General features: G+C 71.8%; 19 protein-coding genes and 1 pseudogene. 12 read left to right on the forward strand and 8 right to left on the reverse strand.

The annotated features are described in order from the left end of the window. Nucleotides 1–10: 10 nt before the first annotated feature. From NMK44_RS18340 to NMK44_RS18355, 4 genes are all read left to right on the forward strand, one after another. A complete protein-coding gene (locus NMK44_RS18340) occupies nt 11–1,642 on the forward strand; it encodes a serine/threonine-protein kinase (RefSeq protein ID WP_254744355.1) in 1,632 nt (543 codons plus the stop codon). 87 nt (nt 1,643–1,729) lie between these two features. Next, nucleotides 1,730–3,493 (forward strand): serine/threonine-protein kinase, encoded by a 1,764-nt coding sequence (locus NMK44_RS18345; RefSeq protein ID WP_254744357.1) that lies wholly within the window; start codon nt 1,730–1,732, stop codon nt 3,491–3,493. Nucleotides 3,494–3,614: 121 nt separating this feature from the next. Continuing rightward, nucleotides 3,615–5,252, forward strand: a complete 1,638-nt coding sequence (locus tag NMK44_RS18350; protein ID WP_254744359.1) for a succinic semialdehyde dehydrogenase — start codon at nt 3,615–3,617, stop codon at nt 5,250–5,252. 26 nt (nt 5,253–5,278) lie between these two features. Beyond that, nucleotides 5,279–7,132, forward strand: coding sequence for a GMC oxidoreductase (locus NMK44_RS18355; protein ID WP_302888372.1), 1,854 nt, complete (start codon nt 5,279–5,281; stop codon nt 7,130–7,132). Nucleotides 7,133–7,219: 87 nt separating this feature from the next. Here NMK44_RS18355 and NMK44_RS18360 read toward each other — a convergent pair whose 3' ends face one another. Together NMK44_RS18360 and NMK44_RS18365 are read right to left on the reverse strand one after the other, a co-directional pair. Further along, complete coding sequence (locus NMK44_RS18360) at nt 7,220–8,248, reverse strand: LAETG motif-containing sortase-dependent surface protein (RefSeq protein WP_254744361.1); 1,029 nt, start codon at nt 8,246–8,248, stop codon at nt 7,220–7,222. A gap of 773 nt (nt 8,249–9,021) precedes the next feature. Then, a pseudogene (locus tag NMK44_RS18365) lies at nt 9,022–9,348 on the reverse strand (chorismate mutase); the annotation flags it as partial. A gap of 268 nt (nt 9,349–9,616) precedes the next feature. Here NMK44_RS18365 and guaA point away from each other — a divergent pair. The 4 genes from guaA to NMK44_RS18385 all read left to right on the forward strand — a co-directional run bounded on the left by guaA (nt 9,617) and on the right by NMK44_RS18385 (nt 14,270). Continuing rightward, entirely contained in the window at nt 9,617–11,203 is a 1,587-nt protein-coding gene (guaA, locus tag NMK44_RS18370; RefSeq protein WP_254744364.1) for a glutamine-hydrolyzing GMP synthase, read from the forward strand. 179 nt (nt 11,204–11,382) lie between these two features. Beyond that, nucleotides 11,383–12,180, forward strand: a complete 798-nt coding sequence (locus NMK44_RS18375) for a class II aldolase/adducin family protein (RefSeq protein ID WP_374215299.1) — start codon at nt 11,383–11,385, stop codon at nt 12,178–12,180. A gap of 118 nt (nt 12,181–12,298) precedes the next feature. Beyond that, nucleotides 12,299–13,585, forward strand: coding sequence for a hypothetical protein (locus NMK44_RS18380; protein WP_374215293.1), 1,287 nt, complete (start codon nt 12,299–12,301; stop codon nt 13,583–13,585). A gap of 115 nt (nt 13,586–13,700) precedes the next feature. After that, nucleotides 13,701–14,270, forward strand: a complete 570-nt coding sequence (locus NMK44_RS18385) for a DoxX family membrane protein (RefSeq protein ID WP_254744366.1) — start codon at nt 13,701–13,703, stop codon at nt 14,268–14,270. Nucleotides 14,271–14,613: 343 nt separating this feature from the next. Here the strand turns inward: NMK44_RS18385 and NMK44_RS18390 are convergent, their stop codons facing one another. Then, a complete protein-coding gene (locus NMK44_RS18390; protein ID WP_254744368.1) occupies nt 14,614–14,829 on the reverse strand; it encodes a hypothetical protein in 216 nt (71 codons plus the stop codon). After that, complete coding sequence (locus NMK44_RS18395) at nt 14,826–16,139, reverse strand: PspC domain-containing protein (protein WP_254744370.1); 1,314 nt, start codon at nt 16,137–16,139, stop codon at nt 14,826–14,828. The genes NMK44_RS18390 and NMK44_RS18395 overlap by 4 nt, the downstream gene beginning before the upstream one ends. Nucleotides 16,140–16,296: 157 nt before the next feature. Here NMK44_RS18395 and NMK44_RS18400 point away from each other — a divergent pair, with 157 nt between their 5' ends. The 3 genes from NMK44_RS18400 (at nt 16,297) to NMK44_RS18410 (ending at nt 20,228) form a co-directional block, all read left to right on the forward strand. Then, complete coding sequence (locus NMK44_RS18400; RefSeq protein WP_254744372.1) at nt 16,297–18,144, forward strand: serine/threonine-protein kinase; 1,848 nt, start codon at nt 16,297–16,299, stop codon at nt 18,142–18,144. Nucleotides 18,145–18,228: 84 nt separating this feature from the next. Further along, on the forward strand, nt 18,229–19,506 hold the full coding sequence (locus NMK44_RS18405) for an ATP-binding protein (protein ID WP_254744374.1): 1,278 nt from the start codon (nt 18,229–18,231) through the stop codon (nt 19,504–19,506). Next, nucleotides 19,503–20,228 carry a LuxR C-terminal-related transcriptional regulator gene (locus NMK44_RS18410; RefSeq protein ID WP_302888374.1) on the forward strand — a complete coding sequence of 242 codons (726 nt, stop codon included), beginning with the start codon at nt 19,503–19,505 and terminating at the stop codon, nt 20,226–20,228. Before NMK44_RS18405 ends, NMK44_RS18410 begins: the two co-directional genes overlap by 4 nt. Before the next feature lie 301 nt (nt 20,229–20,529). On the opposite strand, the gene NMK44_RS18415 is transcribed toward NMK44_RS18410, so the two are convergent. The 3 genes from NMK44_RS18415 to NMK44_RS18425 all read right to left on the reverse strand — a co-directional run bounded on the left by NMK44_RS18415 (nt 20,530) and on the right by NMK44_RS18425 (nt 24,111). Then, complete coding sequence (locus NMK44_RS18415) at nt 20,530–21,171, reverse strand: lipoprotein (RefSeq protein ID WP_254744376.1); 642 nt, start codon at nt 21,169–21,171, stop codon at nt 20,530–20,532. 151 nt (nt 21,172–21,322) lie between these two features. Continuing rightward, a complete protein-coding gene (locus NMK44_RS18420) occupies nt 21,323–22,474 on the reverse strand; it encodes a DUF4765 family protein (RefSeq protein WP_254744378.1) in 1,152 nt (383 codons plus the stop codon). A gap of 116 nt (nt 22,475–22,590) precedes the next feature. Continuing rightward, the gene (locus tag NMK44_RS18425; RefSeq protein ID WP_254744380.1) at nt 22,591–24,111 is read right to left on the reverse strand and encodes an FAD-dependent monooxygenase; all 1,521 of its coding nucleotides are present in this window, start codon (nt 24,109–24,111) and stop codon (nt 22,591–22,593) included. 101 nt (nt 24,112–24,212) lie between these two features. On the opposite strand from NMK44_RS18425, the gene NMK44_RS18430 reads away from it, so the two are divergent. Next, the gene (locus NMK44_RS18430) at nt 24,213–24,860 is read left to right on the forward strand and encodes a TetR/AcrR family transcriptional regulator (RefSeq protein WP_254744382.1); all 648 of its coding nucleotides are present in this window, start codon (nt 24,213–24,215) and stop codon (nt 24,858–24,860) included. On the opposite strand, the gene NMK44_RS18435 is transcribed toward NMK44_RS18430, so the two are convergent. After that, complete coding sequence (locus NMK44_RS18435; protein ID WP_254744384.1) at nt 24,841–25,263, reverse strand: ATP-binding protein; 423 nt, start codon at nt 25,261–25,263, stop codon at nt 24,841–24,843. The two genes, NMK44_RS18430 and NMK44_RS18435, sit on opposite strands and share 20 nt — an antisense overlap. Between the last annotated feature and the right edge of the window lie 55 nt (nt 25,264–25,318).

The raw sequence follows: 25,318 nt of genomic DNA on the forward strand, positions 1-25,318 counted from the left end.
GATGAGGGCCATGGGCAACTCCGGGGGCGAGGGACACCTGATCGCGGGCCGGTACGAGCTGGTCTCGCGGCTCGGGCGCGGCGGTATGGGCACGGTCTGGCGGGCCGTCGACCAGTTGCTGGGCCGGGACGTGGCGGTCAAGGAACTGCATGTGGACGACGAGGGCCTGTCGTCCCTGGACGCCCGGCTGCACGGTGAGCGCACACTGCGCGAGGCCCGCACGGTCGCCCAGCTCAAGCACCCCAATGTGATCGTCCTGCACGATGTGGTCGAGGAGGACGAGCGCGCCTGGATCGTCATGGAGCTGGTCGACGGGGTCTCGCTCGCCGACCGGCTGTCCGCGGAGGGTCCGGTCGGTCCGCGCGAGGCGGGCCGGATCGGACTGGCACTGCTGGACGCGCTGCGCGCGGCGCACGCCCGCGGGGTGCTGCACCGGGACCTCAAGCCCGCCAATGTGCTGCTGGAGGCGGGCACCGGGCGGGTGGTGCTCACGGACTTCGGGATCGCGCAGGTCTCCGGCGCCACGACGATCACCGAGACCGGTTCGTTCGTCGGCTCGCCCGAATACACCGCGCCGGAGCGGATGTCCGGGCGGCGGACCGGCCCCGAGTCGGATCTGTGGTCGCTCGGGGTGCTGCTGTGCACGCTGGTGAGCGGCCAGTCCCCGTTCCACCGCGACTCCCTGGCCGCGGTGCTGCACGCCGTCGTCTTCGACGGGATCACGGTGCCCGAGGCCGCCGGAGGGCTGACACCGGCCGTCGAGGGGCTGCTGCGGCGGGATCAGGAGGAGCGGCTGGGCGCGGCGGAGGCCGCCGGACTGCTCCGCTCGTACGTGGAGTCGGGGGACACCCCGGAGATGCCGCTGCCGCGCGCCGAGCCCCGGCCGGGCCGCGCGCTCGTCCCCGGGGCCGCGCCGCGCCCGGCCGCCGGAGCCACGCCGGACGAGCCGGAGCGGGCTGCGGCCCGCCCGGGGAAGCGCTTCCGCGGCCGTACCGCATGGCTGGCGGTCATCGCCGTCCTGGCGCTGGCCGGGGCGGGTCTTGGCGCGCTGGTCCTGCTGAAGGACGGCGGTGACACCAAGGCCGGTGACGGTCCGGCCCACGGCCGGGACGACGGCCGCGCGGACGGCGGGCAGAACTCCCGCCCCTCCTCGCGCACCCCGGACCCCGGCCCCTCCCGGTCCGGCGGGGTGCCCGAGGGCTATGAGCGGGTCAAGGACCCGCTGGGCTTCACGATCGCCGTGCCCAAGGGGTACAGCCGCTCCTACGAAGCGCCCCGGGTCTACTACTACTCGCCGGGCAAGGAGTTCCGGATCGGGGTGCAGATCCAGCAGCAGGACCCCAAGGGGCCGCTGGGACTGAGCCGGGAGGCGGACGCCAAGGGGCCGCGGGAGTACCCCGGCTACCGCAGCGGCCAGGTCATCGAGACCACCCACCAGGGGCATCCCGCCGCGCTCTGGGCGTTCGTGTGGAACGGCGGCGCGGACGACGGCGGCTCACGGCAGACGTTCGATCTGAGCTGGAACGCCGACGGGAAGATGTACGACCTGTGGCTCTCCGCCCCGGTGGCGCAAAAAGGTCAGGGAAAGCGGTATTTCGACACGGCTGTCGCCACATTCGCCCGTTCCGGCCGATCGGACTGAGCCCCGCCGCAACGGCTTTGTCACGAGCGTTCCGCACACCCCGGGGCCGGTGGCGGAGCCGGTCCCCGGACAGGTAAAGATTGAGCCATGACGAACGACGGGGGACGGGCGGACGAGCCCACCAGTTACACCTTGCCGCCGCCGCGCGCCCAGGGGACGCCTGCCCACGGCGCGCAGCCGCCCGCGAGCCCCTATGAGCCGACCCAGTTCGCCGCGCAGCAACCGCCCGCGGGCCGGTCCGCCGGTCCGGACGCGGGGCGGGTCATCGGTCAGCGCTACCGGCTGACCGCCCGGCTGGGCCACGGCGGGATGGGTACCGTCTGGCGGGCCCAGGACCAGGTCATGGACCGGGAGGTGGCGGTCAAGGAGCCGCGCGTCCCGGACCACCTCCCGGACAGCGAGCGGCAGACGGTCTACCGGCGGATGGAGCGCGAGGCGCGCGCCGCGGCCCGGATCGACCACCCCTCCGTCGTCACCGTGCACGACGTCGTGGTCGAGGAGGGGCGGCCGTGGATCGTGATGGAGCTGGTGACCGGGCAGTCCCTGGGCGACCGGCTGACCGAGGGCACCCTCGACCCGCGCGAGACGGCCCGGATCGGTCTCGCGGTGCTGGACGGTCTCGCCGCCGCCCATGACGCCGGGGTGCTGCACCGTGACGTCAAACCGGACAATGTGCTGCTCGGCCGGGGAGACCGGGTGGTGCTCACCGACTTCGGCATCGCCCAGATCCAGGGCGAGCAGGGGCTCACCGAGACCGGCGGTTTCGTCGGCTCGCCCGAATTCGTCGCGCCCGAGCGGGTGCTGGGGCAGCGGCCGGGTCCCGAGTCGGACCTGTGGTCGCTGGGCGTGGTGCTGTACACGGCCGTGGAGGGCATGTCCCCGTTCCGCCGCAGCCACTCCCCGTCCACCCTCCAGGCCGTGTTGCAGGCGGAACCGCAGATGCCCGCACGGGCTGCGGGGCCGCTGGGCGACATCATCATGCGGATGATGCGCAAGGACGCCTCACAGCGTCCTTCCGCCGCCGAGATCCGGCGGGCGCTGGAGACCGCGGCCCGTCCGCCCGAGCCCACGCCGACCGTCTTCGCGTCCGGCGCGCCCACGATGGCCGCGGGCAGCCTGCCGACGATGGCGGCCGGGGCCGGATTCGGCGCGGCGCCGTCCGCGGCGCCGTCCCCGGCACCGCAGCCCGCGGGGAACCGCTTCGTCCCGCCCATCCTGCACAAGAACCGCAAGGCCCAGGCGGGTCTGGGCGCACTGGTGCTGGTGGTGGCCGCCGCCCTGGTGCTGGTGATCGCAAAGCCGTTCGCGAGCGAGAGCCCGCTGCCGTCCGGCTGGGTCGAGCGCGACGAGCAGTCCCTGGTCGGCGCGACCCTGGCGATGCCCGAGGGGTACAAGCGGGTCCAGAACGACACCTACGACGATGCGCCGGAGGTCACGTTCACGGATCCCAGCGGCGTCTACACGATCACGCTCGGCGCGCTCGCCAACGACTCGGAGCGCCGGATCACCAGCTCCAGGGCCTCGGCCGGATCCCTCCGGGATTTCAATGAGGACGGCGCCCAGTCGCAGATGGAAGAGCCCACGGTGAGCGCGATCGAGAACACCGAGCAGCAGGGCGCCCCCGCCGCGGACTTCAGCACCACCTACTACGAGCCCGGTACCTCCAGCGACAACCCCCGTATCTCCTATCTGGACCGGGACCATGTGTACGCCGTCAAGGGCAAGATCGCCTGGGAGCTCACCCTGACGATGCCCGAGAAGGGCGACGCCCGGAAGACCGGCGACCGGATGTACGAGGATCTCCTGAAGAACTTCAAGATCAACAAGAAGTTCCGCCTCGACACCGACTGAGCCGCCGACCGCCTTGTGAACACACGTCGCGCCAGCAATTGCTGGCGCGATTGTGTGTGACCGGTGAAGGGGAGTTACCGACGGGTACCCAAACCGGCCGCGGCCGCCTACTCTCAGCCGCATGACGGAGACGCAGGACAGCGCACGCGCACAGAGCGGCACCACCACCGCCCCCGCCGACGGCAATCCGGTCGCGGCCCCGGGCACCCGCACCGCCGCCGACGTCGTCACCCCCGAGCTGGTCGCCCGGCTCGGCAAGGGCGTCGTGGGCAGCGGCCGCACCGTCAACCACACACCGTTCACCGGTGAGGTGCTCGCCGCCGAGCTGCCCGAGTCCACCCCGGAAGATGTCGCCACCGCCTTCCAGCGGGCCCGTGAGGCCCAGCGGACCTGGGCGGCGCTACCGGTCCGCAGGCGTGCCGCCGTCCTCCTCCGCTTCCATGACCTGCTGCTGGAGCGGCAGTCGGAGATCCTGGACCTCATCCAGCTCGAGACGGGCAAGACCCGGCTGCATGCCCATGAGGAGATCCAGGGCGTGGTGCTGGCCGCCCGCCACTACGGCCGCAAGGCCCACGGCTATCTGCGTCCCAAGGCCCGCGTCGGTGTGGTGCCGACCCTGACCAAGGTCACCGAGCTGCGCCAGCCGCGCGGGGTGGTCGGCCAGATCGTGCCCTGGAACTACCCGCTGGAGCTGTCCGTCGGCGATGCCGTCCCCGCGTTCGTCGCCGGCAACGCGGTCGTGATGAAGCCCGACACCGAGACGTCGCTGACCGCCCTGTGGGCGCGGGAGCTGATGCTCGAGGCCGGAATGCCCGCCGGGGTGTGGCAGGTGGTGCTCGGCGAGGGGCCGGTGGTCGGCCCGGCCGTCATCGAGCACGCCGACTATGTCTCCTTCACCGGCTCCACCCGCACCGGCCGCGGCGTGGCCCAGGCCGCCGCCGCCCGGCTGGTGGGCTGCTCCCTCGAACTCGGCGGCAAGAACGCCATGCTGGTGCTGCGCGACGCCGATGTGGAGCGGGCGGCCGAGGGCGCGGTGCGCGCCTGCTTCGCCTCCGCCGGACAGCTCTGCATCTCCATCGAGCGGCTGTACGTCCATGAGTCGGTCGCGGACGCCTTCCTGGAGCGGTTCGCCGCCCGGACCAAGGCGATGCGGCTGGGCAAGGCGCTCGCGTACGGCGCCGAGATGGGCTCACTGGTCTCCGACCGCCAGCTCGACACCGTCACCCGCCATGTGGAGGAGGCGGTCGCCAAGGGCGCCACGGTCGTCGCGGGCGGCCGTGCCCGGCCCGATATCGGCCCCTACTTCTACGAGCCGACGATCCTCGACGGGGTGGAGCCGCCGATGGCCGTGTGCACCGAGGAGACCTTCGGCCCGGTCGTCTCCATCTACCGCTTCACCGACGAGGACGACGCCGTCGAGCGCGCCAATGCCACCCCGTACGGGCTCAACGCGAGCGTCTGGACCAAGGACGGCGGGCGCGGCCGGGCCGTCGCCGCCCGGCTGCGCGCCGGAACGGTCAACGTCAACGAGGCGTACGGCGCGGCCTACGGCAGCGTCAACGCCCCCATGGGCGGTATGGGCGACTCCGGGCTCGGCCGCCGGCACGGCTCGGAGGGGATCCTCAAGTACACCGAGGCGCAGACCGTCGCTCACCAGCGACTGCTGCCCCTGGGCCCGTCCTTCGGGATGACGGATGAGAAGTACGCGGCCTTCATGACCCGCAGCCTGCGCGCGATGAAGGCACTGCGCCTGCGCTGACCAGTACGTATCCACGGAGGTACCCGTTGTCAGGGGACAAGTCCGCCCACCACAAGCAACCCGGCGACGGCACCGGCTCCGCCACCGACGACGCCGGCTTCGACTACGACGTCATCGTCATCGGCTCGGGATTCGGCGGCTCGGTGTCGGCCCTGCGGCTGACCGAGAAGGGCTATCGCGTCGGGGTCCTGGAGGCGGGCCGCCGCTTCACCCGCGAGAGCCTGCCCAAGAACTCCTGGGACCTGCGCAACTACCTGTGGGCCCCGGCCCTCGGGCTGTTCGGGATCCAGCGCATCCATGTCCTGGGCAAGGTGATGGTGCTCGCGGGCGCCGGGGTCGGCGGCGGTTCGCTCAACTACGCCAACACCCTCTACGTACCGCCCGCGCCGTTCTTCCGGGATCCCCAGTGGGGGCACATCACCGACTGGCAGGACGAACTGCGGCCCTACTACGACCAGGCGCGGCGGATGCTCGGGGTGCGGCTGAACCCCACGCTCACCCCGTCCGACGTCCATCTGAAGGCCACCGCGGAGAAGATGGGGGTGGGCGACACCTTCCATATGGCCCCGGTCGGTGTGTTCTTCGGGGACGGCCAGGACGCCGACGGCTCCGCCGAAGCCAAGGCGGAGCCGGGGGAGACGGTGGCCGATCCGTACTTCGGCGGCGCGGGCCCGGACCGCAAGGCGTGCACCGAATGCGGTGAATGCATGACCGGCTGCCGCCACGGCGCCAAGAACACCCTCAACGAGAACTACCTCTACCTCGCCGAGAAGGCCGGTGCGACCGTCCACCCCATGACCACCGTGGCGGCCGTGAGCGACGATCCGCAGGGCGGCTACCGCGTCACCACCGTGCCCACCGACAACCGGCGCAAGGGCAAACCCACCGCGCTGCGCGCCCGTTACGTGGTCGTCGCCGCGGGCACCTACGGCACCCAGACCCTGCTGCACACCATGCGGGACAAGGGGCTGCTGCCACGGCTTTCCGACCGGCTCGGCTTCCTCACCCGCACCAACTCCGAGGCGCTGGTGGGCGCGCAGACCACCGACCGCCGGTTCCGGGCGAAGAACCCGGGGGAGAAGAAGGCCGAGTTCAGCCATGGGGTGGCGATCACCTCATCGATCCACCCCAACGACACCACCCATATCGAACCGGTCCGCTACGGCAAGGGCTCCAACGCGATGGGCCTGATGTCCATCCTCCAGATCCCCCACGGCGGACGGGTGCCGCGCTGGCTCCAGTTCATCGGCGCCAACATCAAGCACCCCACGATGGCGGCGCGTTCACTGTCCAACCGGCGCTGGTCGGAGCGGACCATCATCGGCCTGGTCATGCAGACCCATGACAACTCGCTGACCACGTACCGCAAGTCCAAGGGGCTGGGGAAGGGACTGCTGACCGCCCGGCAGGGCCACGGCCTGCCCAACCCGGACTACATCCCCGAGGGCGCCGAGGCGGCCCGCCACCTCGCCGAGTCGATCAACGGCTTCGCGGGCAGCAATGTCGGGGAGCTGATGGGCACCCCGCTGACCGCCCACTTCCTCGGTGGCTGTCCGATCGGTGAGGACGCCGAGCACGGGGTGATCGACCCGTACCACCGGCTGTACGGGCACCCGGGCATCCATGTCGTGGACGGCTCGGCGATCTCCGCGAACCTCGGCGTCAACCCGTCCCTGACCATCACGGCACAGGCCGAACGGGCCATGTCGCTGTGGCCGAACAAGGGCGAGGCCGATCCGCGCCCCGCCCAGGGCGAGCCGTACCAGCGGCTGACACCCGTGGAGCCCACCGCTCCGGCGGTTCCGGCGGACGCGTTCGGGGCGCTGAAGCTGCCCCTGCTTCCGGTGCCGGCGGTTCCCCCGGCCCCGTCCGGGAGCTGACGTCCGCCAACGGCGAAGGGGCCGCCCCCGGACGGTGGGGGCGGCCCCTCGCTGCGGCGTGGTGCCTGCGCGTCGGCCCGGGGGCCGTTACGCGGCGGCGCCGCCGGTGCGACGGCGACGGACCACGAAGACGGCTCCGCCGCCCGCGGCCATCGCCACCCCGCCGATCAGGGCGATCGTCGGCAGTGCGGAGGAGGAACCCGTCTCGGCGAGGCTGCCCTTGGGGTTGATCTCCGTGTTGCCCTCGGGCTTCTCCGGCAGCGGCTTCTTGCCGCCCTGCGGCTTGGGCTCGGCCGGGGGCACCTCGCCCGGCTCCGAACCGGCCGCCAGCACGTCGAACTCGTAGTACTCACCGGTCGAGAAGACGCAGTTGCCCTTGTCGTCCGCGTAGACGCCGATGCTGATCGCGTAGCCGAAACCCTCGGGCGCGCTCTTGGCCACGCTCAGCCGGAGGTCGACGGTGAGGGTCTCGTGCGGACGCACATCGGTGTAGCCCACGTAGCCCGCGCCCGGGTCGCTGTCGTCGGTGGAGATGTTCGTCCACACGCCGGTGTCGGGGTCCTTGTACTGGAGGGTGAGGTACTTGCCGGTGCCCTCGAAGTCGTCGGCGTCCACGGTCGCCGCGACGACACCGAAGTCCACCCGCTTGTAGGTGCGGTCGGAGTCGTTCTTCACCTGGAAGCCGAAGCCGTGGAAGCCGCTGCCCGCCACGACCTTCGAGGGCAGACCGGTGAGGGTGGTGCTGAGATCGGGGTCCTCGTGGTAGTCGCCGTCCTCCGCGCACTCACCGGGCCCGGTCGGCTCGTCGGTGGGCGACGTCGGCTTGTCGGTGGGGGTGGCGGTGTCCGTCGGCTCGGTCGACGGCGAGGCCGTGTCCGTCGGCTCGGTCGAGGGGGACGTCGTGTCCGTCGGCGTGGGGCTCGTGGGTGTGTCGCTCGGCGCGGGCGTGGTCGGGGACTGCGACGGGTCCGGCGACTGCGGCGGCTGGGTCGTCTCCGTCACCGACGGCGTCGGCGTGGGGTTTTCCTCGGCGAAGGCAGCCGGTGCCGCGAGCAGGGCGGCGGGAGCGATGGCGGCCGTGGCCGCGGCGGTCGCCAGAACGCGGCGAATCTTCATGAAGACCTCTTCTGGGTCCGTACGCGCCGCTGGTGGGCGGCGTGCATGTGGAAGGCCGTCGCGGTGGGGCGCGGTCTGGCCGTGCTGTGCACGTACATGACCAGCCCGGTGGCTGAAAGGTTGCCTTCACTTTTGCTCACAGAATGGTCACAGAATCCGGCGACTCGGTCAGAAGTCGGTCACGGCCGGTCGCGAGCGAGGGGTGGCATCCGCCGCGGCGGTCTGTGGGGAGCGGCACCGGGAGGCGGCGATACCCATGCGAAGGGCCCCGGGGCGCCCGAGCGGGCGGGCGCCTCGGGGCCCTAGGCGGTCAGCACCGGCGTCAGGGCAGCGCCGGTGCTGAGAAGCGGCGCCGGGGGGTTGCGCCGCTGGCTTCGGGGCCGGAGTTCAGAAGATGTCGAAGGGGGCGTACGCCCGCGTGGTTGTACCAATGACGGGAGTGTGACCCGGGGCTTTTCGCCTTCCTGCATCGTGGTGGATGCGGAGCACCGGGCGCAACCGTTTCGACCGGATACGGTCGGTCCCAGGCGTCCCCGGGACCGACCGTCCTTGAGGTGGTGACCGGGCTGCTGTCCCCTGCCGACCGGTCACCTCGCCGGAGCGAGGTCCCACGACGCGCACCGCCTGAATCACCGCAGGGGGCGCGTCTCATCGCTTCGACGGATCTGAGCCACGCGTGGATTTTTCCGGGCCGCTCCTGGCTGGTGCGGCACCGGGCTCAACGAGCCCGCTCGCGGGCCGGTCACGCGCCGTACGGGTGATGGCGCCGAACGTCAGATCCGGCCGCGGCACAGCTCCAGCAGCGTCATGGCGAGGGTGGTGCCCGGCCTGCCGAGCCCCTCCCGGTAGCGGTCGAGGATCTCCATCTCGCGGGAGAGGTGCACCCGCCGCCCGCCCGACCCGATCCGGGCCCGCTGGACGGAGGCCGAGACGTCCATCCGCTCCCGGACGAGGTCCAGGATCCGGGCGTCGAGGGCGTCGATGCGCTCCCGTGCGGTGCGGATCACCTCGGCGGCGTCGCTGACCTCGGCCGTACTGCTGCCGGTGGTGGTGCTCATATTCCGTTTCTCCTGGTCTCTCGGGGGTGGACCCGGAGTCCGGCGGGAGAGCCCGGAGGAGGGAAAACACCAGCGCCCCGGGCCTTTGCCGGCCCGGGGCGCCTGGGAAGTCGCTTGTCAGTGGTTCAAGCAGCACGACCATGGCAGCCGGACGGGCCGGTGCCATAGGTAAAGACGAAGGTCATGCGCGTGGACATGGCGCCGATTATGAGCCCGTTAGAATCGAAAGTCCAACGCGCCGGAACAGTCCCCTGTGCGGACCGGTCCGCCCGAGTACCACCCCGATCACCACCGCCGGAAGGCCGCCGAAGTGCCATCAGCGTCCCCTGCTGCCGCCCCCGACACCGTCCTGGTCGTCGACTTCGGCGCGCAGTACGCCCAGCTCATCGCCCGCCGGGTCCGCGAAGCCCGCGTCTACAGCGAGATCGTCCCGTCCACCATGCCGGTGGAGGAGATGCTCGCCAGGAACCCCAAGGCGATCATCCTGTCCGGCGGACCGTCGTCGGTCTACGCCGAGGGCGCGCCCAGCGTCGACCGTTCGCTCTTCGAGGCCGGGATCCCGGTCTTCGGCATGTGCTACGGCTTCCAGCTCATGGCCGTCGCGCTCGGCGGCACCGTGGACAACACCGGTGCCCGGGAGTACGGCCGTACCCCGCTGACCGTGTCCAAGCCCGGCTCCACCCTCTTCGCGGGCACCCCCGAGGAGCAGTCGGTGTGGATGTCGCACGGCGACGCCTGCTCGGCCGCCCCGGCGGGCTTCGCGGTCACCGCCTCCACCGATGTGGTGCCGGTCGCCGCCTTCGAATGCGACGAGCGCAAGCTCTACGGCGTACAGCACCACCCCGAGGTGATGCACTCCACCCACGGCCAGCAGGTGCTGGAGCACTTCCTCTACCGGGGCGCCGGGCTGGAGCCCACCTGGACCACCACCAATGTGGTCGAGGAGTCCGTCGCGGCCATCCGTGAGCAGGTCGGCACCAAGCGCGCGATCTGCGGGCTGTCCGGCGGGGTGGACTCCGCCGTCGCCGCCGCCCTCGTCCAGAAGGCCATCGGCGACCAGCTCACCTGCGTCTACGTGGACCACGGCCTGATGCGCAAGGGCGAGTCGGAGCAGGTCGAGAAGGACTTCGTGGCGGCCACCGGCGTCCAGCTCAAGGTCGTCGACGCCGAGGAGCGGTTCCTGTCCGCGCTCGCCGGGGTCTCCGACCCCGAGGAGAAGCGGAAGATCATCGGCCGGGAGTTCATCCGGGTCTTCGAGCAGGCCCAGGCCGAGCTGGTGGCCGAGGCGGGCGCCGCGGGCGAGGCCGTGGAGTTCCTGGTGCAGGGCACCCTCTACCCCGATGTGGTGGAGTCCGGCGGCGGCGCCGGCACCGCCAACATCAAGTCCCACCACAATGTGGGCGGCCTCCCCGAGGACCTCGAGTTCAAGCTGGTGGAGCCGCTGCGCCGGCTGTTCAAGGACGAGGTGCGCAACGTCGGCCAGGAGCTCGGGCTGCCGGACGAGATCGTCCACCGTCAGCCCTTCCCGGGCCCCGGGCTCGGTATCCGCATCGTCGGCGAGGTCACCAAGGACCGGCTGGACCTGCTGCGCGAGGCCGACGCCATCGCCCGTGAGGAGCTGACCGCCGCCGGTCTGGACCGCGAGATCTGGCAGTGCCCGGTCGTCCTCCTCGCCGATGTCCGCTCGGTCGGCGTCCAGGGCGACGGCCGCACCTATGGCCACCCCATCGTGCTGCGCCCGGTCTCCTCCGAGGACGCCATGACGGCCGACTGGTCGCGGCTCCCGTACGACGTGCTGTCGCGGATCTCCACCCGCATCACCAACGAGGTGGACGAGGTGAACCGGGTCGTCCTGGACATCACCAGCAAGCCGCCCGGCACCATCGAGTGGGAGTGACCCACCCCGATCGCCAGGCCCGCGCCGCCGTCCCTGCTCCAGGGGCGGCGGCGTCGCCGTTCCCGCCGTGGGCACGGATCGTGCGCAACGGTCTGGCCTCCCGCTCTACCCGGAGGTAGCTTCCGCTGCGAGCACCCCCAGGAGCGCGAGGAGTGAGCGAGCCGCCCATGAACAGCCCCATGCCGATGCCCCGGCCGGCGCCCGAGCCGATACCCACCGACAAGCTGCACATCACCATGCCGCCGCAGCACGCCTCGCCCGGCGAGGAGCGGCGCCACCGCAAGGAGCGGCTCGCCGCGGCGCTGCGGCTGTTCGGACGGTACGGCTACGAGGAGGGGGTCTCGGGCCACATCACCGTCCGCGACCCGGAGTTGGCCGACTGCTTCTGGGTGAACCCCTTCGGCATGCCGTTCGGTCACGTCAGGGCCCAGGACCTGATCCTGGTCAACGAGGCGGGCCAGGTGGTCGAGGGCCGCTACCACGTCAACCAGGCGGCGTTCGTCATTCACTCCCACGTGCACCGGGCTCGGCCGGGCGCGGTGGCCGTCGCGCACAGCCGCTCGGTGCACAGCCGGGCGCTGTCCTCGCTCGGCGAGCGGCTCGAACCGCTCAACCAGGAGGTGTGCGCGTTCTTCGAGGACCATGCGCTCTACGACGCGTCCACCGGAGTGGTGGTGGACGATGACGAGGCGCGCCGGATCGCCGCCGCGCTCGGCACCCACAAGGCCCTCATCCTGCGCAATCGCGGTCTGCTGACGGTGGGCGACTCGGTCGACGCCGCCGCGTGGTGGTTCATCACGATGGAGCGGTCGTGCCAGGCGCAGCTCGCCGCGAAGGCGGCGGGGGAGCCGGTGCCCATCGGTGACGAGGACGCGGCGCGGCTCCGGGAGCAGCTCGGGAACGATCTTGTGGCGTGGATCAACTATCAGCCGCTGTATCTCCAGATCACCCGCGCCGAGCCGGACCTGTTGACCTGACACCCTCCGCGGTGCGGCACAATTCCCTCTCGTCACATGTCAGTTGGCGCCGCCCGGACCGGTCCGGAAACCGAACGTCGGTGCCGAACCAGTACGAACGAACGACGGAGCGACCCTCGTGGCGGTGGAGACGGCGGAGAACGCCGCGACGGTGGAGGGGCACCCGCACGGGCCCGGCCACACCGGCTGTGAATGCCCCCAGGGCGCCCGTGAGGGCCATCGCAGGGCGGTGGCCGCGTTCGTGGCCATGCGGGAGCGGTTCGCGGCCGGAGAGGGCCTTCCGGCGGCGCTGGCGCATTCTGCCGGGGCCTCCCGGCAGTGGGTCTCCGACGAACTGGCCCAGGCCGCCCGTACGGTCGTCGACAGCGGGCGCGCCGAGTGCACCGCATGGCGTGACGCGGTGTGGCGGCGCACGCTGCTGGTGGTGTGGGGCGCGGTCGCGGCGCTGCTGATCGGGCAGTTGGCCACCGCGCTCGGCACCGGCTGGTCGGTGGCCAGGACCGCCGGGATCGCGGCTGCCGCCGTCACCGCCGCCCTGCTGACCCTCACCGCCCGGCTGCACCACGGCGCGGGCGGTCCACTCGCCCCGCTGGTCGGCGAGGACAACCGGCTCTCCACCTCCCGTACGGTCGCCGCCGCCTGGCTGGCGTTCGCCGTGTTCGCGGTGCTCGTCCTCGGCGGTGAACTGGCCCTCGACCCGGGCGACCGGCCCCGGCTGACCGACGGCCTGGCGGTCGGCCGGGTCGCCGCGCTGCTCACCGTCACCGGGCTGACCTGCCTGGCCGCCGTGATGGCCCGGCTGGTGGTGGCCGCCCGGGTACGGGCGCAGCGGCTCCAGAAGGTGCGCGCGGTCCGGCCGCGCGCCGCCGATCTGCTCACCGACGACGCGGGCCGCGGCAGCTTCGCCGACGCGCAGTACGTCGTGGTCCACACCGCCGCGCTCGCGTTCACCGCCGTCCGGCTGGCGCGCGAGCCGTGGCGGCTGCCCGATCTGCCGTGGGGGTTGGCCCTGCTGACGGTCGTCTCCACCCTGATGTACCTGGCCGGGAAGTACACGGAGGGCGGGCGCCCCACCGTGCTGTCGGTGGTGCGGGTCCGCCCCGAGGAGGGCGGCATCGACCGCGACGCCCCGATCCGCACCGGTGACGACATCGAGATCCGCGGCAACGGCTTCGTACCGCCGGGCGCCCAGGACCCGGACCGGCTGGCCCGGATGGTGGTCCGGATCGGCGCGGTGCACGTCCATGTACCGCTGGTGCCGGTGGCCGGGGGGTTCGGCAATCCGACGGACACCGCGCTGACCGTGCCGGTGCCGGTGGATGTGGAACCGGGCCGGGTGGAGGTGCAGGTGGTCACGGCCGCGGGCGCCGAGACCAACCGCTATCTGATCGACGTGCTCGACTGACCGTGACCCGGGCGAGCGGCCGGAACCGGATGGATGACCCCGGTTCCGGCTGAGTCATATCCGCCGTCCGCTCCGTATGGAATCGTTGAGTCGTCAACGGGAGAGGGCGGTCGCCATGAGGCATGCGGATCGCACGGTCGGAAGCGGTCCCGCGGGCAGTGCGGGAAGCGTCAACGGTATCGGTGACCTGGGCGGTCCACCGCTCGGAGTGCGGGCCACGGCCGCCCACTACGCGCTGCTGCCGCTGCGGCTCTTCCTCGGTGTCACCTTCGTCTACGCGGGGATCGACAAGCTCACCGACCCGACCTTCCTGGCCGACGCCGGACCGGGTTCGATCGGCGCCCTGATGGGCCAGGTCCGCGACACCTCGGCCGTCCCCTGGCTGATCGACCAGAGCCTCAAGGACCCCTCCGCGTTCGGCTACGCCATCGCCTGCGGTGAACTGGCCGTGGGACTGGGCGTGCTGGTCGGTCTGCTGGCCCGACTGGCCGCGTTCGGCGGGGCGGCGATCTCGCTCAGCCTGTGGCTGACGGTGAGCTGGCAGACCACGCCGTACTACTACGGCAACGACCTGATGTACCTGATGGCGTGGCTGCCGCTGGTGCTGGCCGGTGCGCCGTATCTGTCGCTGGACGCGGCGATCGCCAGGCGCCGCCGCGGGCGCGCCTCCCCGTACTACCTGTAGGGCGTGGCCGCGCGTCGTGCCGGATCAGCCCGAGGCGTCCGGGGCACCTCCGGACGGAGTCCGGGGCATGCCCGGACGCTCCGGGCGTCGCGGGCCCGGCGGGACTTCGCGCACATGCTCTACCCCCGGTCGGTCAGGCCCGGCCGGTGGCAGGCGTCCTGGTGTGGCCGGTCAGCCCGCAAGGCGTCGGACCGGCTTCCTGGCAGAGGGCATCTCCCGCCGCCTGGCCGGGGCGGATCGCACGGCGAAGGGTTGCCCCTCCACGCGGCGGGGCGCGGTGCCGGGCGTCGTGCCGCGGACCCGCGGGGTCCGGACGACACGGCCCGGCAGCCCACCGGAGGGGTCAGGGCGTCTCGCGCTCGGCCGTCCGACGGCGCCGCAGCCCGTGCGTCAGCGCCGACACCACCCCGGCCAGACAGAGCCCGAACACGGCCGACGGCAGCAGCACCAGCGGGCGTACGTCCCACTCCCCGGCCGCGTCCAGCGCGTAGGCGAGCGCCACGCCGAGCATCACCAGCCCGGCCACCAGCTTGCCCGGTTCGAACGGATGCTTCCTCATGACCGCTTCACCTCCACGTTCCCCAGGCCGACCTCCAGCGTCAGCTTCAGCGTGCCGCGTGGCTTCTCGCCGCCGGACGGGGCCAGCGTCTCCTTCCGGTCCCGGTCGGGCTCGACGTCCATGTCCCGCCCGCCGTCGCCCGGCAGCCGGATGTCCCCGAGGCCGGTGTGCGCGCTGACCTCGACGCGGGCATCCCGCGGAACCGTGACTTCCAGCTTGCCCGCGCCCACCTCGGCCCGGGTGGTCACCGTGGTGCCCGCCTTCAGCGCCAGCCGGTCCAGCTTCAGTTCACCGACGCCGCCGCCCATCTCGTAGCCGTCCCGGACCGCGGCGGCCGAGGCGGGGGCCCAGGTCGTATGCGACCAGTGCGGGGTGACGGACTTGGGGAGCACCGCGGCACCCGCCAGCAGCCCACAGGTGATCACCGCGAGCAGCACCGTGCCGGACCCGGTCCTGCCGTACCGCGAGCTGAGCACCATCGAGAGCCCGAAGACCCCCAGCGCGCCCGCGAATCCGACCTCCAGGCTGGTGCCCAGCGGATGGCCGGACCACATCAGCCGCGCGCCCAGCACCCCGGCGGCGACGGCGAGTACGAAGGTCCAGCCGCCGATCGAGCCCCGCTGGCGCACCTGGTGGGCCCGGTCGGTCACCGCGTCCCTGACCCGGTCGTACGCGCTGCTCTCCGCGGGGCCCTCTTCCGGCCCCCACAGATAGCCCGAGGCGGCGCCCACCGGTCCGGTGGTGCCGTCCTTGACAATCGGATCCCGCCACCAGGAGGGCCCGGGACCGCCCCGGGTGGGCGGGGCCTGGGTCTCGGGGGGCGCGTCCGCGACCGCCTGCGCGGTGGCCGGATCGACCGCGCCCTCGCTCTCCACCTGGCGCCGGTGGTGCGACCAGTACGCCGCGCCCGAGGCGGCGAGGGTCAGCATGACCGCGAAATACATCACGCTGCCCTGGTTGAGCATCGACAGGAACAGCCCGCAGCCGACCAGCGCGACCAGCACCGCGGTGAGCCCCGGCCCCTCCACCCGGCCGGACAGCAGCTTGCGCCCCTCGTTCTCCTCCTCGCCGTGCATCGGCACCAGCAGCCAGCAGAAGCCGTAGACGATCAGACCGAACCCGCCCGAGACGGCGAGCACCGACAGCACCACCCGGAAGATCACCGGGTCCAGGTCGCAGAACCGGCCGAGCCCACCGCACACCCCGGAGATCACTTTGTGGTCACGACTGCGCCGAAGGGGTGGCTGCCCGTACGGGCGGGAACCGGGCAGCCCGTCGGCTCCGTCCGCAACAGTGGGTGTATCGGTCATACGGCCATGGTGACAAGTGGGGGCGCGCGGCGGTATCCGGCACATCCCTGGGCCTTCCCTGAGATCGCCCCGGAGGCCGCGGCGGCTATCGTGGCCCATCGAACATATGCGGGACGCGGTAGTGGCTGCCGGGCCGGGTAAGCGGGAGGGGAACGCGGTGTCGGAGGAAGGGCGGCTGATAGCCGGTCGCTACCGGCTGGTCGAGAAAGTCGGCCGCGGCGGCATGGGTACGGTCTGGCGCGCCGAGGACGAACTGCTGGGCCGCCAGGTCGCGGTCAAACAGCTCCATGTCTCGATGCACCTGACCGACGACGAACTGACGACGCTGCACGAGCGCACCCGCCGTGAGGCGCGCAGCGCGGCCCGTATCACCCACCCCAACGTGGTGGTGGTCCATGACGTCGTGGACCACGAGGGGTTGCCGTGCATCGTCATGGAGTACGTGCCCTCCACGACCCTGGCCGATCTGCTCAAGGACGGCGGCACGGTGTCGCCCGCCGACGCCGCCCGTATCGGCCGCGGCATGATCGCCGCGCTGCGCGCCGCGCACGCGGCGGGCGTCCTGCACCGCGACGTCAAACCCGGCAACGTACTGCTCGGTCCCCAAGGCCGGGTCGTACTCACCGACTTCGGCATCGCGATGGCCACCGGCACATCCACCCTCACCAAAACGGGTGAAGTGGTGGGCTCCATCGACTACATCGCGCCCGAACGGGTGCGCGGCCGCACCCCCGGCCCCGCCTCCGACCTGTGGGCGCTGGGGGCGACCCTCTATCAGGCCGTCGAGGGACGGGCGCCGTTCCGCAAGGCCACGGCCATCGAGACCGGTTACGCCATCGCGGTGGACCCGCTGGACCCGCCGACCCGGGCCGGGGCGCTGACCCCGCTGATCGAGGCGCTGCTCGCGAAGGATCCCGAGCACCGGCCGTCGGCCGAGGACACCGAACGGGCGCTGCGGATCCCGGCCTCGGAGGCCGAGACCACGGCGCTGCCGATACCGGGCTTCGGCCCGGTCACGGGTGAGTCACCGTCGGGGTCCTCCACCCATGTGACCGCGGGGCCCGGTACGCCGCCCACGTCGTACACCCCGCCCACGCCCCATACACCGCCGACGCCCCACACCCCGCCCACGGCGTACACGCACCACACGCCGCCGACGTCGCACGGGCCGCATACGCCGCCCACGTCGCATGGGCCGCACACCCCGCCGACGTCGCACGGGCCGCACACGCCGCCCACGTCGCATGCACCGCATACGCCGCCCAACTCCGCCTTCGCCGCCCACGGGTCGGCCGCGCCCCCGGGGCCCGGACACCCGGACTCCGTTGCGGCGCACGGCGATTCCGGGTCCACGCCGCTGCCGAAGAAGAGCCGCAGGTCGCAGTGGATCGCCGCGGGCTCCGCACTGTCCGTCGTGGCGGTCGCGGCCGGTATCTACGTCTTTGGTCTGGACAAGGAGCTGCCCGGCGTCCAGGGGTCGGGGGACAACGCGGGCGCCCCCTCGGCGCCCCGCACCACCGAGCAGCCCGCCTACACCCCGCCGCCGACCCCCGAGGGCTACCACGTGGTGAAGGAGAAGCAGCTCGGCGTCTCCTTCCCGGTGCCGGACGGGTGGACCAAGGACACCGGCTCCGAAAGCGCCGTCGATGGCACCCAGGAGGTCCGTTACCTGGCCCCCGAGGGGCTGGTCCGGCTTCAGATCGACGTCCTGGACCTGGCGCCCAAGGACCAGGTCTCGCACTTCGAGGAGCTCGAGCAGGGGTTCCAGAAGGGCTATCCGATCTACCACCGGATGCGCCTGCAGAAGACCAAGTTCCGGGACCAGGCCGCGGCGGTGTGGGAGTTCAGGTTCCAGGGCAAGGAGCGGATGTTCCGTGCCATCGACCTCGGCTTCGGCAAGGAAGGCGGCTATCAGTACGCCCTCTACATCAGCGCGCCGGACGCGGACTGGTCGAAGTACCGACCGGTCTTCGACGCGGTCCGCGAGGGCTTCGTCATCAAGTGACCCCCGGTTCGGTCCCGGCCACTCCGGGATCGATCAGGGGCGACCCTGATACCGCGGCCGCCCCGGCCGTGTGACGATCGGGGCATGACCGCCCCCGCGTCCCCGACCGTCCCTGCCGAGCCGCCGCCGCGCAAGCTGTACCGCAGTGCGGAGGGGCGTCTGCTGGGCGGTGTCGCGCGCGGGCTCGCCGGGCACATGGGGCTGCCGGTCTCCTGGGTGCGCATCGTCTTCGTGGCGCTGTTCATGGCCGAGGGCTTCGGCGCCCTGGTCTACGCCCTCTTCTGGTTCGTCGTCCCGCTCGGTGTCGGCGGGGTGGAGACGACCACCACCCGCCCGCTGGTCACCCAGGGCCCCGACGGCCGCCGCCGGATCCTGGCGCGCCGGCCCGACCGGGGCCAGATCCTCGCCCTGCTGGCCCTCCTCATCGGGATGGCGATCTTCATCCAGGGCTTCCACCTGGGCCGCGCCAACACCTACATCTGGCCGCTGCTGCTGATCGGCGCCGGTGTCGCCCTCTTCTGGCGGCAGGCGGACAACGCCCGCAGGGCCCAGTGGGTCGAGCTGAGCCGCAGCAAGCGGGTCCTGCCGCTGGCGCGGGCCGCCGCGGGGGTGCTGCTGGTCGGGGCCGGGGTGACCGGCATCGTGGTGCTCCAGGGGTCGGCCAAGCACCTCGGGGCCGTGCTCCAGGCCGCCCTGGCTGTGATCGTCGGCATCGCGCTGCTCGCCGGTCCCTATGTGGTCCGGATGACGCAGGACCTCTCCGAGGAGCGGCTGATGCGCATCCGCGCCCAGGAGCGCGCCGAGGTGGCCGCCCATGTGCACGATTCGGTGCTGCACACCCTCACCCTGATCCAGCGGAACGCGGAGGACTCCCGCGAGGTGGCCCGGCTGGCCCGCGCCCAGGAGCGCGAACTGCGCGCCTGGCTCTACCGGCCCGAGGGCACCGGCAAGGACGAGGACGAGGAGCCGGAGACCCTGGCCGAGGCGGTGAAGAAGACGGCCGCCGAGGTGGAGGACCACCACGGGGTCCCGATCGAGGTCGTGGTCGTCGGTGACTGCCCGCTGGACGAGCGGCTGGGCGCGCAGGTCCAGGCCGCCCGCGAGGCGATGGTCAACGCCGCCAAGTACGGTGGCGAGGGCGGGGCCGTCCAGGTCTACGCCGAGGTCGAGGGGGCCACGGTCTTCGTCTCCGTGCGCGACCGGGGCCCCGGCTTCGACCTCGACGCGGTGCCGGAGGACCGGATGGGCGTCCGTGAGTCGATCATCGGCCGGATGCAGCGGCACGGCGGTACGGCCAGGCTGAGGTCCGCGCCCGACGGGGGCACGGAAGTGGAGCTGGAGATGGAGAGGGCGACGACATGACCGAGGCGACGGGCGGCACCCACGACAGCGGCGCGACGGGCGCCGACGACGGCACTTCGGCCCGGCGCGTCCGTGTGGTGCTCGTCGACGACCACCGGATGTTCCGCACCGGCGTCCAGGCCGAGATCGGCGAGACCGCCCGTACCGGTGTCGAGGTGGTCGGCGAGGCCGCCGACGTCGACCAGGCGGTCACCGTGATCGGCGCGACCCGCCCCGAGGTGGTCCTGCTGGACGTCCACCTCCCCGGCGGCGGAGGCGTCGAGGTACTGCGCCGCAGCGCCGCCCTGATGGCCGACCCGGAACGCCCGGTGCGTTTCCTCGCGCTCTCCGTCTCGGACGCCGCCGAGGACGTCATCGGCGTCATCCGCGGCGGCGCCCGCGGCTACGTCACCAAGACCATCACCGGCACCGACCTGGTCGACGCCATCTTCCGGGTCTCCGACGGCGACGCGGTCTTCTCCCCCCGCCTCGCGGGCTTCGTCCTCGACGCCTTCGCCTCCACCGACGCCCCGCCCGTCGACGAGGACCTGGACCGCCTCACCCAGCGCGAGCGCGAGGTCCTCCGCCTGATCGCCCGCGGCTACGCCTACAAGGAAATCGCCAAGCAGCTCTTCATCTCGGTGAAGACGGTCGAGAGCCATGTCTCCGCGGTCCTCCGCAAACTCCAGCTCTCCAACCGCCACGAACTCACCCGCTGGGCCGCGGCCCGCCGCCTGGTCTGAGCGCGGGACGTCGATGTGCCGCCGTGTGGGCCTCCTCGTTGCCTTCGGATGACACCTTCGACCACCAGTACCCGAAGGCCGATGTCAACGTCTCGCTCGAGAAGGCCCTGAGCGACCACCGGGTGGACCTTCCGGCGGGCGCGCAGGGCGTGCAGTACTCGGCCAACAGCGAGCTGGAGGGCTATCCGCTGTTCCTGGAGTTCGAGGCTCCGTGTTCCGAGATGGGAGCCTTCTCCGAGAAGAACCGGCTGGAGCGCCTGCCGATGGAGAAGATGTGGGGGACGAACGCGGCCGTTGAGCCTCAGCCGCTCTTGCCGCCCATCTTCTCCATGGACTCCTTCGCCAGGCGGAAGGCGGGCAGCATCGCCTTGTGCTCCTCGGCGTCCATGCCGCCGAGTTCGAGGACCACGCCGCCGCGTTCGGTCATCACGGCCAGGGCGCGTACGGGCCTGATCTCTCCGGCCGCGAGGTCGGTGACGTAGTAGCCGGCTTCCGTGGCGGGCAGGTCACCGGCCTTGACCTCGCGCAGCTTCACCCGGCTCTCGAAGTTCGCGTCCTTCACGAACGCGCGCATCAGGGCGCGGGACGTGCCGCCCGGGGCGGCGGTGTCCTTGGTGCCGGTCAGGACGCGGATGAAGCCGATGTGCCCCGCGGGCTTGGCGTCCAGCTCGCAGACGATGGTCACCGGGCCCTGGTCGGCCAGCGGACCGATCTGCTTCTGGACCGCCTTGTCCACTTCCTTGGCCTTCCAGGGCTTCTCCAGGGTGAACCGCACCGGCAGTTCGCATGCGGTGCCCTTGTCGCCGAGCTTGGGCTCGGAAGGGGCGCCGGCCTTGTCGTCCTTGCCGTCCGTCCCGTCCGTCTCGAAGAGACAGCCGGTCAGCGACCCCGCCAGGACCATGGCGCCGACCGCCCCCGCCACCCACCGCCGCATATGCTGCATTTCGGTATATCCCCACCTGAGTGCACGATCGTTCGAAAATTCGACGCATCGTACTCGAGATCGACGCTCGGAGTTGTCGACACGGGGCCCTCGCCTTCTCGCCCTCCGGGTGGGAGCGGCCGGCGCGGCGAGGGCCCCGGCAGGCGCGGAGTTACGACGCGTTGCCCATCGGCTTCAGGGTGAACGGACGCACCACGACGGCGCGAACCTTCGCGGGGGCGGTGGGGTTGGCCACCCAGCCGCCTTCGGAACCGCTTCCCTTGGTCAGATACCGGGCCGAGATGTCGGCCACCACCAGGCTGTTGTCCTTGTAGGAACTGAAGGAGTCGGCGACGCCGCGCTCGGTGGTGAATTCACGGAGCTTCTTGACGGTGCCGGATGAGTCCTTGATGCCCTTGCCCGTGCCGACCTGGGCCCGGGCCTCCTCGCGCGTCGGCCGGGGAGTGTCGGCGGAGGCGGGCTCCCCGGAGGCCGAGCTGTTCTTGACCATGGCCTCGGCCTCGGCGTTCGAGGTCCCGCGCCACAGCGTCACGGTGGTGTCCGCCCCCTGGTCCACGGCCGCCGCGACGTCCTCCTCGCTCGTGGGCTGGGGCAGTCCGTCCTTGTAGCGGTCGAAGTCGTCCTGCTCCACGCCCTCGACGTAGTCTTCGTCGCTCGGGTCCAGCAGCCGGGTCGTGATCCGTTCCGGCGCCACCTCTGTCGAGGGAGTGGACGAGCCTTCGTTCACGATGGTGTACGAGACCTCCGGTGTGGTCGCCGTGGGGTTCCCGGTGGCGCTGGTGTCGCCGACCTGCCCTCCCTTCCAGCTTTCGAGCGGAACGACACCCTCGACCTCAACCGGGGTTGAACCGGAGGCGGTGGCTGCCGAAGCCCCGGAGGCGGATGCCGAGCCTCCGGCGGCTGTCACCGGGTCCTCAGAGGTGCGGGCGGTGTTGTCGGCGGTGGGCGCGGAGCCCTCGGAACCTTCGGAGCCTTCGACGGCCCGGCCTCCCGCGGCTTCGGCGGCGGGTGCCGAGACCTCCGGGGCGATATCGCCTTCGGGCCCCACCACGAGGGAACTCAGAACGCCCAGGACGGTACGGGCGGTCTGCAGACCCGGGTGCATGCGCTCCAACTCGGCCTCTGAGGCCCGCTGATATGCGGGATCGCAGGTGCAGGCGCGCTTCTCGCGGGAGAGCGGGGTTCCGGCCGATACGCCGCCGTCGGCCGCCATCGCCCCACCGCTCCCCGCGCCGAGCAACGCCAGGGCCAGTACGGACACCGTCACCGTCCGGGATCTTCGTCTGCCTCGTCCATCGGACATGTGGTTTCCCTTTCTCGTATACGTGCATGAAATACGCAAGGACGAGAATAGAGATCCAGATGCCCCAACTTCTATGAGAATCAGACTAATTGGTGATGTCTAGTGTCTGAAGCGCTCTATGCTCCGAAATGTTCGGCCAGCGCGGTGGGCAGTTCCGTACGGCAGGTGTCGGCGTCGTCGGCGGCCCAACTCACATAGCCGTCGGGGCGGATGAGCAGGGCGGCCGCCGCCGGTGCCGTACCGAGAGCCCGCGCCCGGACCAGGTCCACCCGCTCCGGGAGCCGCGTCTCCGCCGGGACCGCACCGGTCAGGTCCAGCAGCACCGTGTGCCCCGCCCCGAACAGCTCCGACAGCCGTATCTCCTGATCGGCCACGGACAGTCCGGTGTCCGGCAGCCGCGCGCCGGTGAGCGGATGTGTGCCCGGCAGGTCGTAGCGCAGGGACAGCCCCGACATCAGCCCGGCCATCTGGCGGTTGGCGTCCGGCAGCCGCAGCAGGTCGCACATGATCTCGCGCAGCGCCTCCACGTCCGGGCTCGGCGACGGGTTGGACAGCGCCCGCTGGGCCGAGGTGTGGTGCAGCACCCGGGCCGCCACCGGGTGGCGTTCGGCGTGGTAGCTGTCCAGCAGCCCGTCAGTGGCCTCGCCCCGCACCACCGAGGCCAGCTTCCAGCCCAGGTTGAACGCGTCCTGCACACCGAGGTTCAACCCCTGCCCGCCCAGCGGCGGGTGGATGTGCGCCGCGTCCCCGGCGAACAGCACCCGGTCCGCGCGGTAGCGCTCGACCTGCCGGGTGGCGTCTGTGAACCGCGAGGAGTTGTCCACCCCCGCGAGCACCGTCTCCTCCCCGTACACCGCCCGCAGCGCCTCGGCGACCTCCTCCTCGGTGACCGGCGTGTCCCGGTCGGTCTCCGGCGTCTTCAGGTTGCCGAAGGTGAACCGGTACTTCCCGTCGCCCAGCGGGACCATCATCGTCCAGTAGTCCTCGGTCTGCCGGGTCAGCGTGCTGATGTGCCCCGCCGTGGCCGGGACCAGCGAGGAGGCCGACGACAGCCGGATGTCCGTCAGCACCGACGTGTACGTCCCCGGGCGGCCCGGGAAGCCCATCTTCAGCAGCTTGCGCACGGTGCTGCGCCCGCCGTCGCACGCCACCACGTACCGCGCCCGGGCGCGGCCGCCGTCCGACGTCGTCAGCGTCACCCCGTCGGCGTCCTGCTCGACCGCCGTCACCGCGACCCCGCGCCGCACCTCCGCGCCCAGCGCGGTCGCCCGGTCCTCCAGCACCTCCTCGATCTCCCACTGCGGCAGCCCGATCGGGTACCGGTGAGCGGTGTCCCAGGGGGTGCAGTCCAGCGCCACCGGCAGCAGCGCGAAGTGTCCGGTCGCCGTCTCGTCCCGGGGCGTGGCCCGCTTCAGCATCGGCTCCAGCAGCCCGCGCAGCTCCAGCATCTCGGACGTACGCGGCTGGATCGTCCCGCCCTTCACCTGCTTGAGCCGCTCCTCCAGCCGCTCCAGCACCACGGCCCGGACCCCGGCCAGCGCCAGTTCGTGCGCCAGGGTCAGCCCCGTCGGCCCCGCGCCCACGATCACGACGTCCGTCTCGATCTCCGTCGCGATCTGCGTCACCACAGCGTTCATCACAGCCTCCGTCATCACAGCGTCGGTTCGCTTCACTGAGTAGGAATGTATACCAGGTGCAGAAATCTACCAAGTGCAGCGCGCCTGGTATCGTCGACGCCGTGACCGACCAGCCCGGATTGCGTGAGCGCAAGAAGCAGCGCACCCGTACGGCGATCTCCGAAGCGGCGATCGCCCTCTTCCTGGAGCACGGCTTCGCCGAGGTCTCCGTGGCCCAGATCGCCGAGGCCGCCGAGGTCTCCAAGCGCACGCTGTTCGCGTACTTCACGACCAAGGAAGACCTCGTGGTGCACCGCATGGCGGACCACGAGACCGAACCCGCCCGGGTGGTGCGGGAGCGTCCGCCGCACACCACCCCGCCGGACGCCCTCCGCGCGCACTTCCTCGACGGGCTGCGCCGCCGCGACCCCATCACCGGTCTCTGCGACCACCCCGCGATCCGCGCGCTGACCGGGCTGATCTTCGGGAACCCGACCCTGATCGACCGCATGCAGCGCTTCAAGGTGGGCAGTGAACAGGCCCTCGCGGAGGCCCTGTGCGACACCACGGAGGTCCCGGGCCTCGTCGCCCGCGTGGCCGCCGCCCAGCTCATCGCCGTCCAGTGGACGCTGTCCTCGGACAACTTCGCGTGTGTGGGCTCCGGCCAGAGCGCCGACGCGCGCTACCCGGACGCGGTCCGCGACGCCGAGCGCGCCTTCGGACTGGTGGAGAACGGCCTCGCGGCCGCGTTCACGCCCCCACCAGCTTGAGTTCGAACCACACCGTCTTCCCGATACCGCACGGGCGCCGCTCGGCGTCCCACCCGTCCGCCAGCGCGGTGAGCAACGCCAGCCCGCGCCCCGACTCGTCCTCGGGCCCCGCCTGCCGGGGCTGAGGCATCACATCGCTGGCGTCCGACACCTCCACCCGCAGCTTCTCGTCACGCACTACGTAGCGTGCGCGGACCTCCCGGCCTGGGGATACGCGGGCGTGCCGGCACGCGTTCGTCATCAGCTCGCTGAGGAGCAGCGCGGCGGTCTCCGTCACCTCTTCCGGGAGGTCCCAGGAACGCGCCTGTTCACGGAGGAGCACACGGGCGCGGCCGACGCTGCGCGGATGGCGCGGTAAACGCCATTCGATGTCCCTCGGAGGTGGGGAAGTTGGGGCATTCATGGCCGGAATGCTGCTGGTCAGGCGTAGGGTCGCGCAGTAACGACGCAGGTACGGA

The sequence above is a fragment of the Streptomyces cucumeris genome (assembly GCF_024295805.1).
Taxonomy (GTDB): Bacteria; Actinomycetota; Actinomycetes; order Streptomycetales; family Streptomycetaceae; genus Streptomyces; species Streptomyces cucumeris.

What these genes read in the sequence shown, in the direction of transcription:
- NMK44_RS18340 (WP_254744355.1), top strand. Translation starts at nt 11, where the DNA reads ATGGGCAACTCCGGGGGCGAGGGACACCTGATCGCGGGCCGGTACGAG.
- NMK44_RS18345 (WP_254744357.1), top strand. Translation starts at nt 1,730, where the DNA reads ATGACGAACGACGGGGGACGGGCGGACGAGCCCACCAGTTACACCTTG.
- NMK44_RS18350 (WP_254744359.1), top strand. Translation starts at nt 3,615, where the DNA reads ATGACGGAGACGCAGGACAGCGCACGCGCACAGAGCGGCACCACCACC.
- NMK44_RS18360 (WP_254744361.1), bottom strand. Translation starts at nt 8,248, where the DNA reads ATGAAGATTCGCCGCGTTCTGGCGACCGCCGCGGCCACGGCCGCCATC.
- NMK44_RS18375 (WP_374215299.1), top strand. Translation starts at nt 11,383, where the DNA reads ATGCCGATGCCCCGGCCGGCGCCCGAGCCGATACCCACCGACAAGCTG.
- NMK44_RS18385 (WP_254744366.1), top strand. Translation starts at nt 13,701, where the DNA reads ATGAGGCATGCGGATCGCACGGTCGGAAGCGGTCCCGCGGGCAGTGCG.
- NMK44_RS18390 (WP_254744368.1), bottom strand. Translation starts at nt 14,829, where the DNA reads ATGAGGAAGCATCCGTTCGAACCGGGCAAGCTGGTGGCCGGGCTGGTG.
- NMK44_RS18395 (WP_254744370.1), bottom strand. Translation starts at nt 16,139, where the DNA reads ATGACCGATACACCCACTGTTGCGGACGGAGCCGACGGGCTGCCCGGT.
- NMK44_RS18405 (WP_254744374.1), top strand. Translation starts at nt 18,229, where the DNA reads ATGACCGCCCCCGCGTCCCCGACCGTCCCTGCCGAGCCGCCGCCGCGC.
- NMK44_RS18410 (WP_302888374.1), top strand. Translation starts at nt 19,503, where the DNA reads ATGACCGAGGCGACGGGCGGCACCCACGACAGCGGCGCGACGGGCGCC.
- NMK44_RS18415 (WP_254744376.1), bottom strand. Translation starts at nt 21,171, where the DNA reads ATGCAGCATATGCGGCGGTGGGTGGCGGGGGCGGTCGGCGCCATGGTC.
- NMK44_RS18420 (WP_254744378.1), bottom strand. Translation starts at nt 22,474, where the DNA reads ATGTCCGATGGACGAGGCAGACGAAGATCCCGGACGGTGACGGTGTCC.
- NMK44_RS18425 (WP_254744380.1), bottom strand. Translation starts at nt 24,111, where the DNA reads ATGAACGCTGTGGTGACGCAGATCGCGACGGAGATCGAGACGGACGTC.
- NMK44_RS18435 (WP_254744384.1), bottom strand. Translation starts at nt 25,263, where the DNA reads ATGAATGCCCCAACTTCCCCACCTCCGAGGGACATCGAATGGCGTTTA.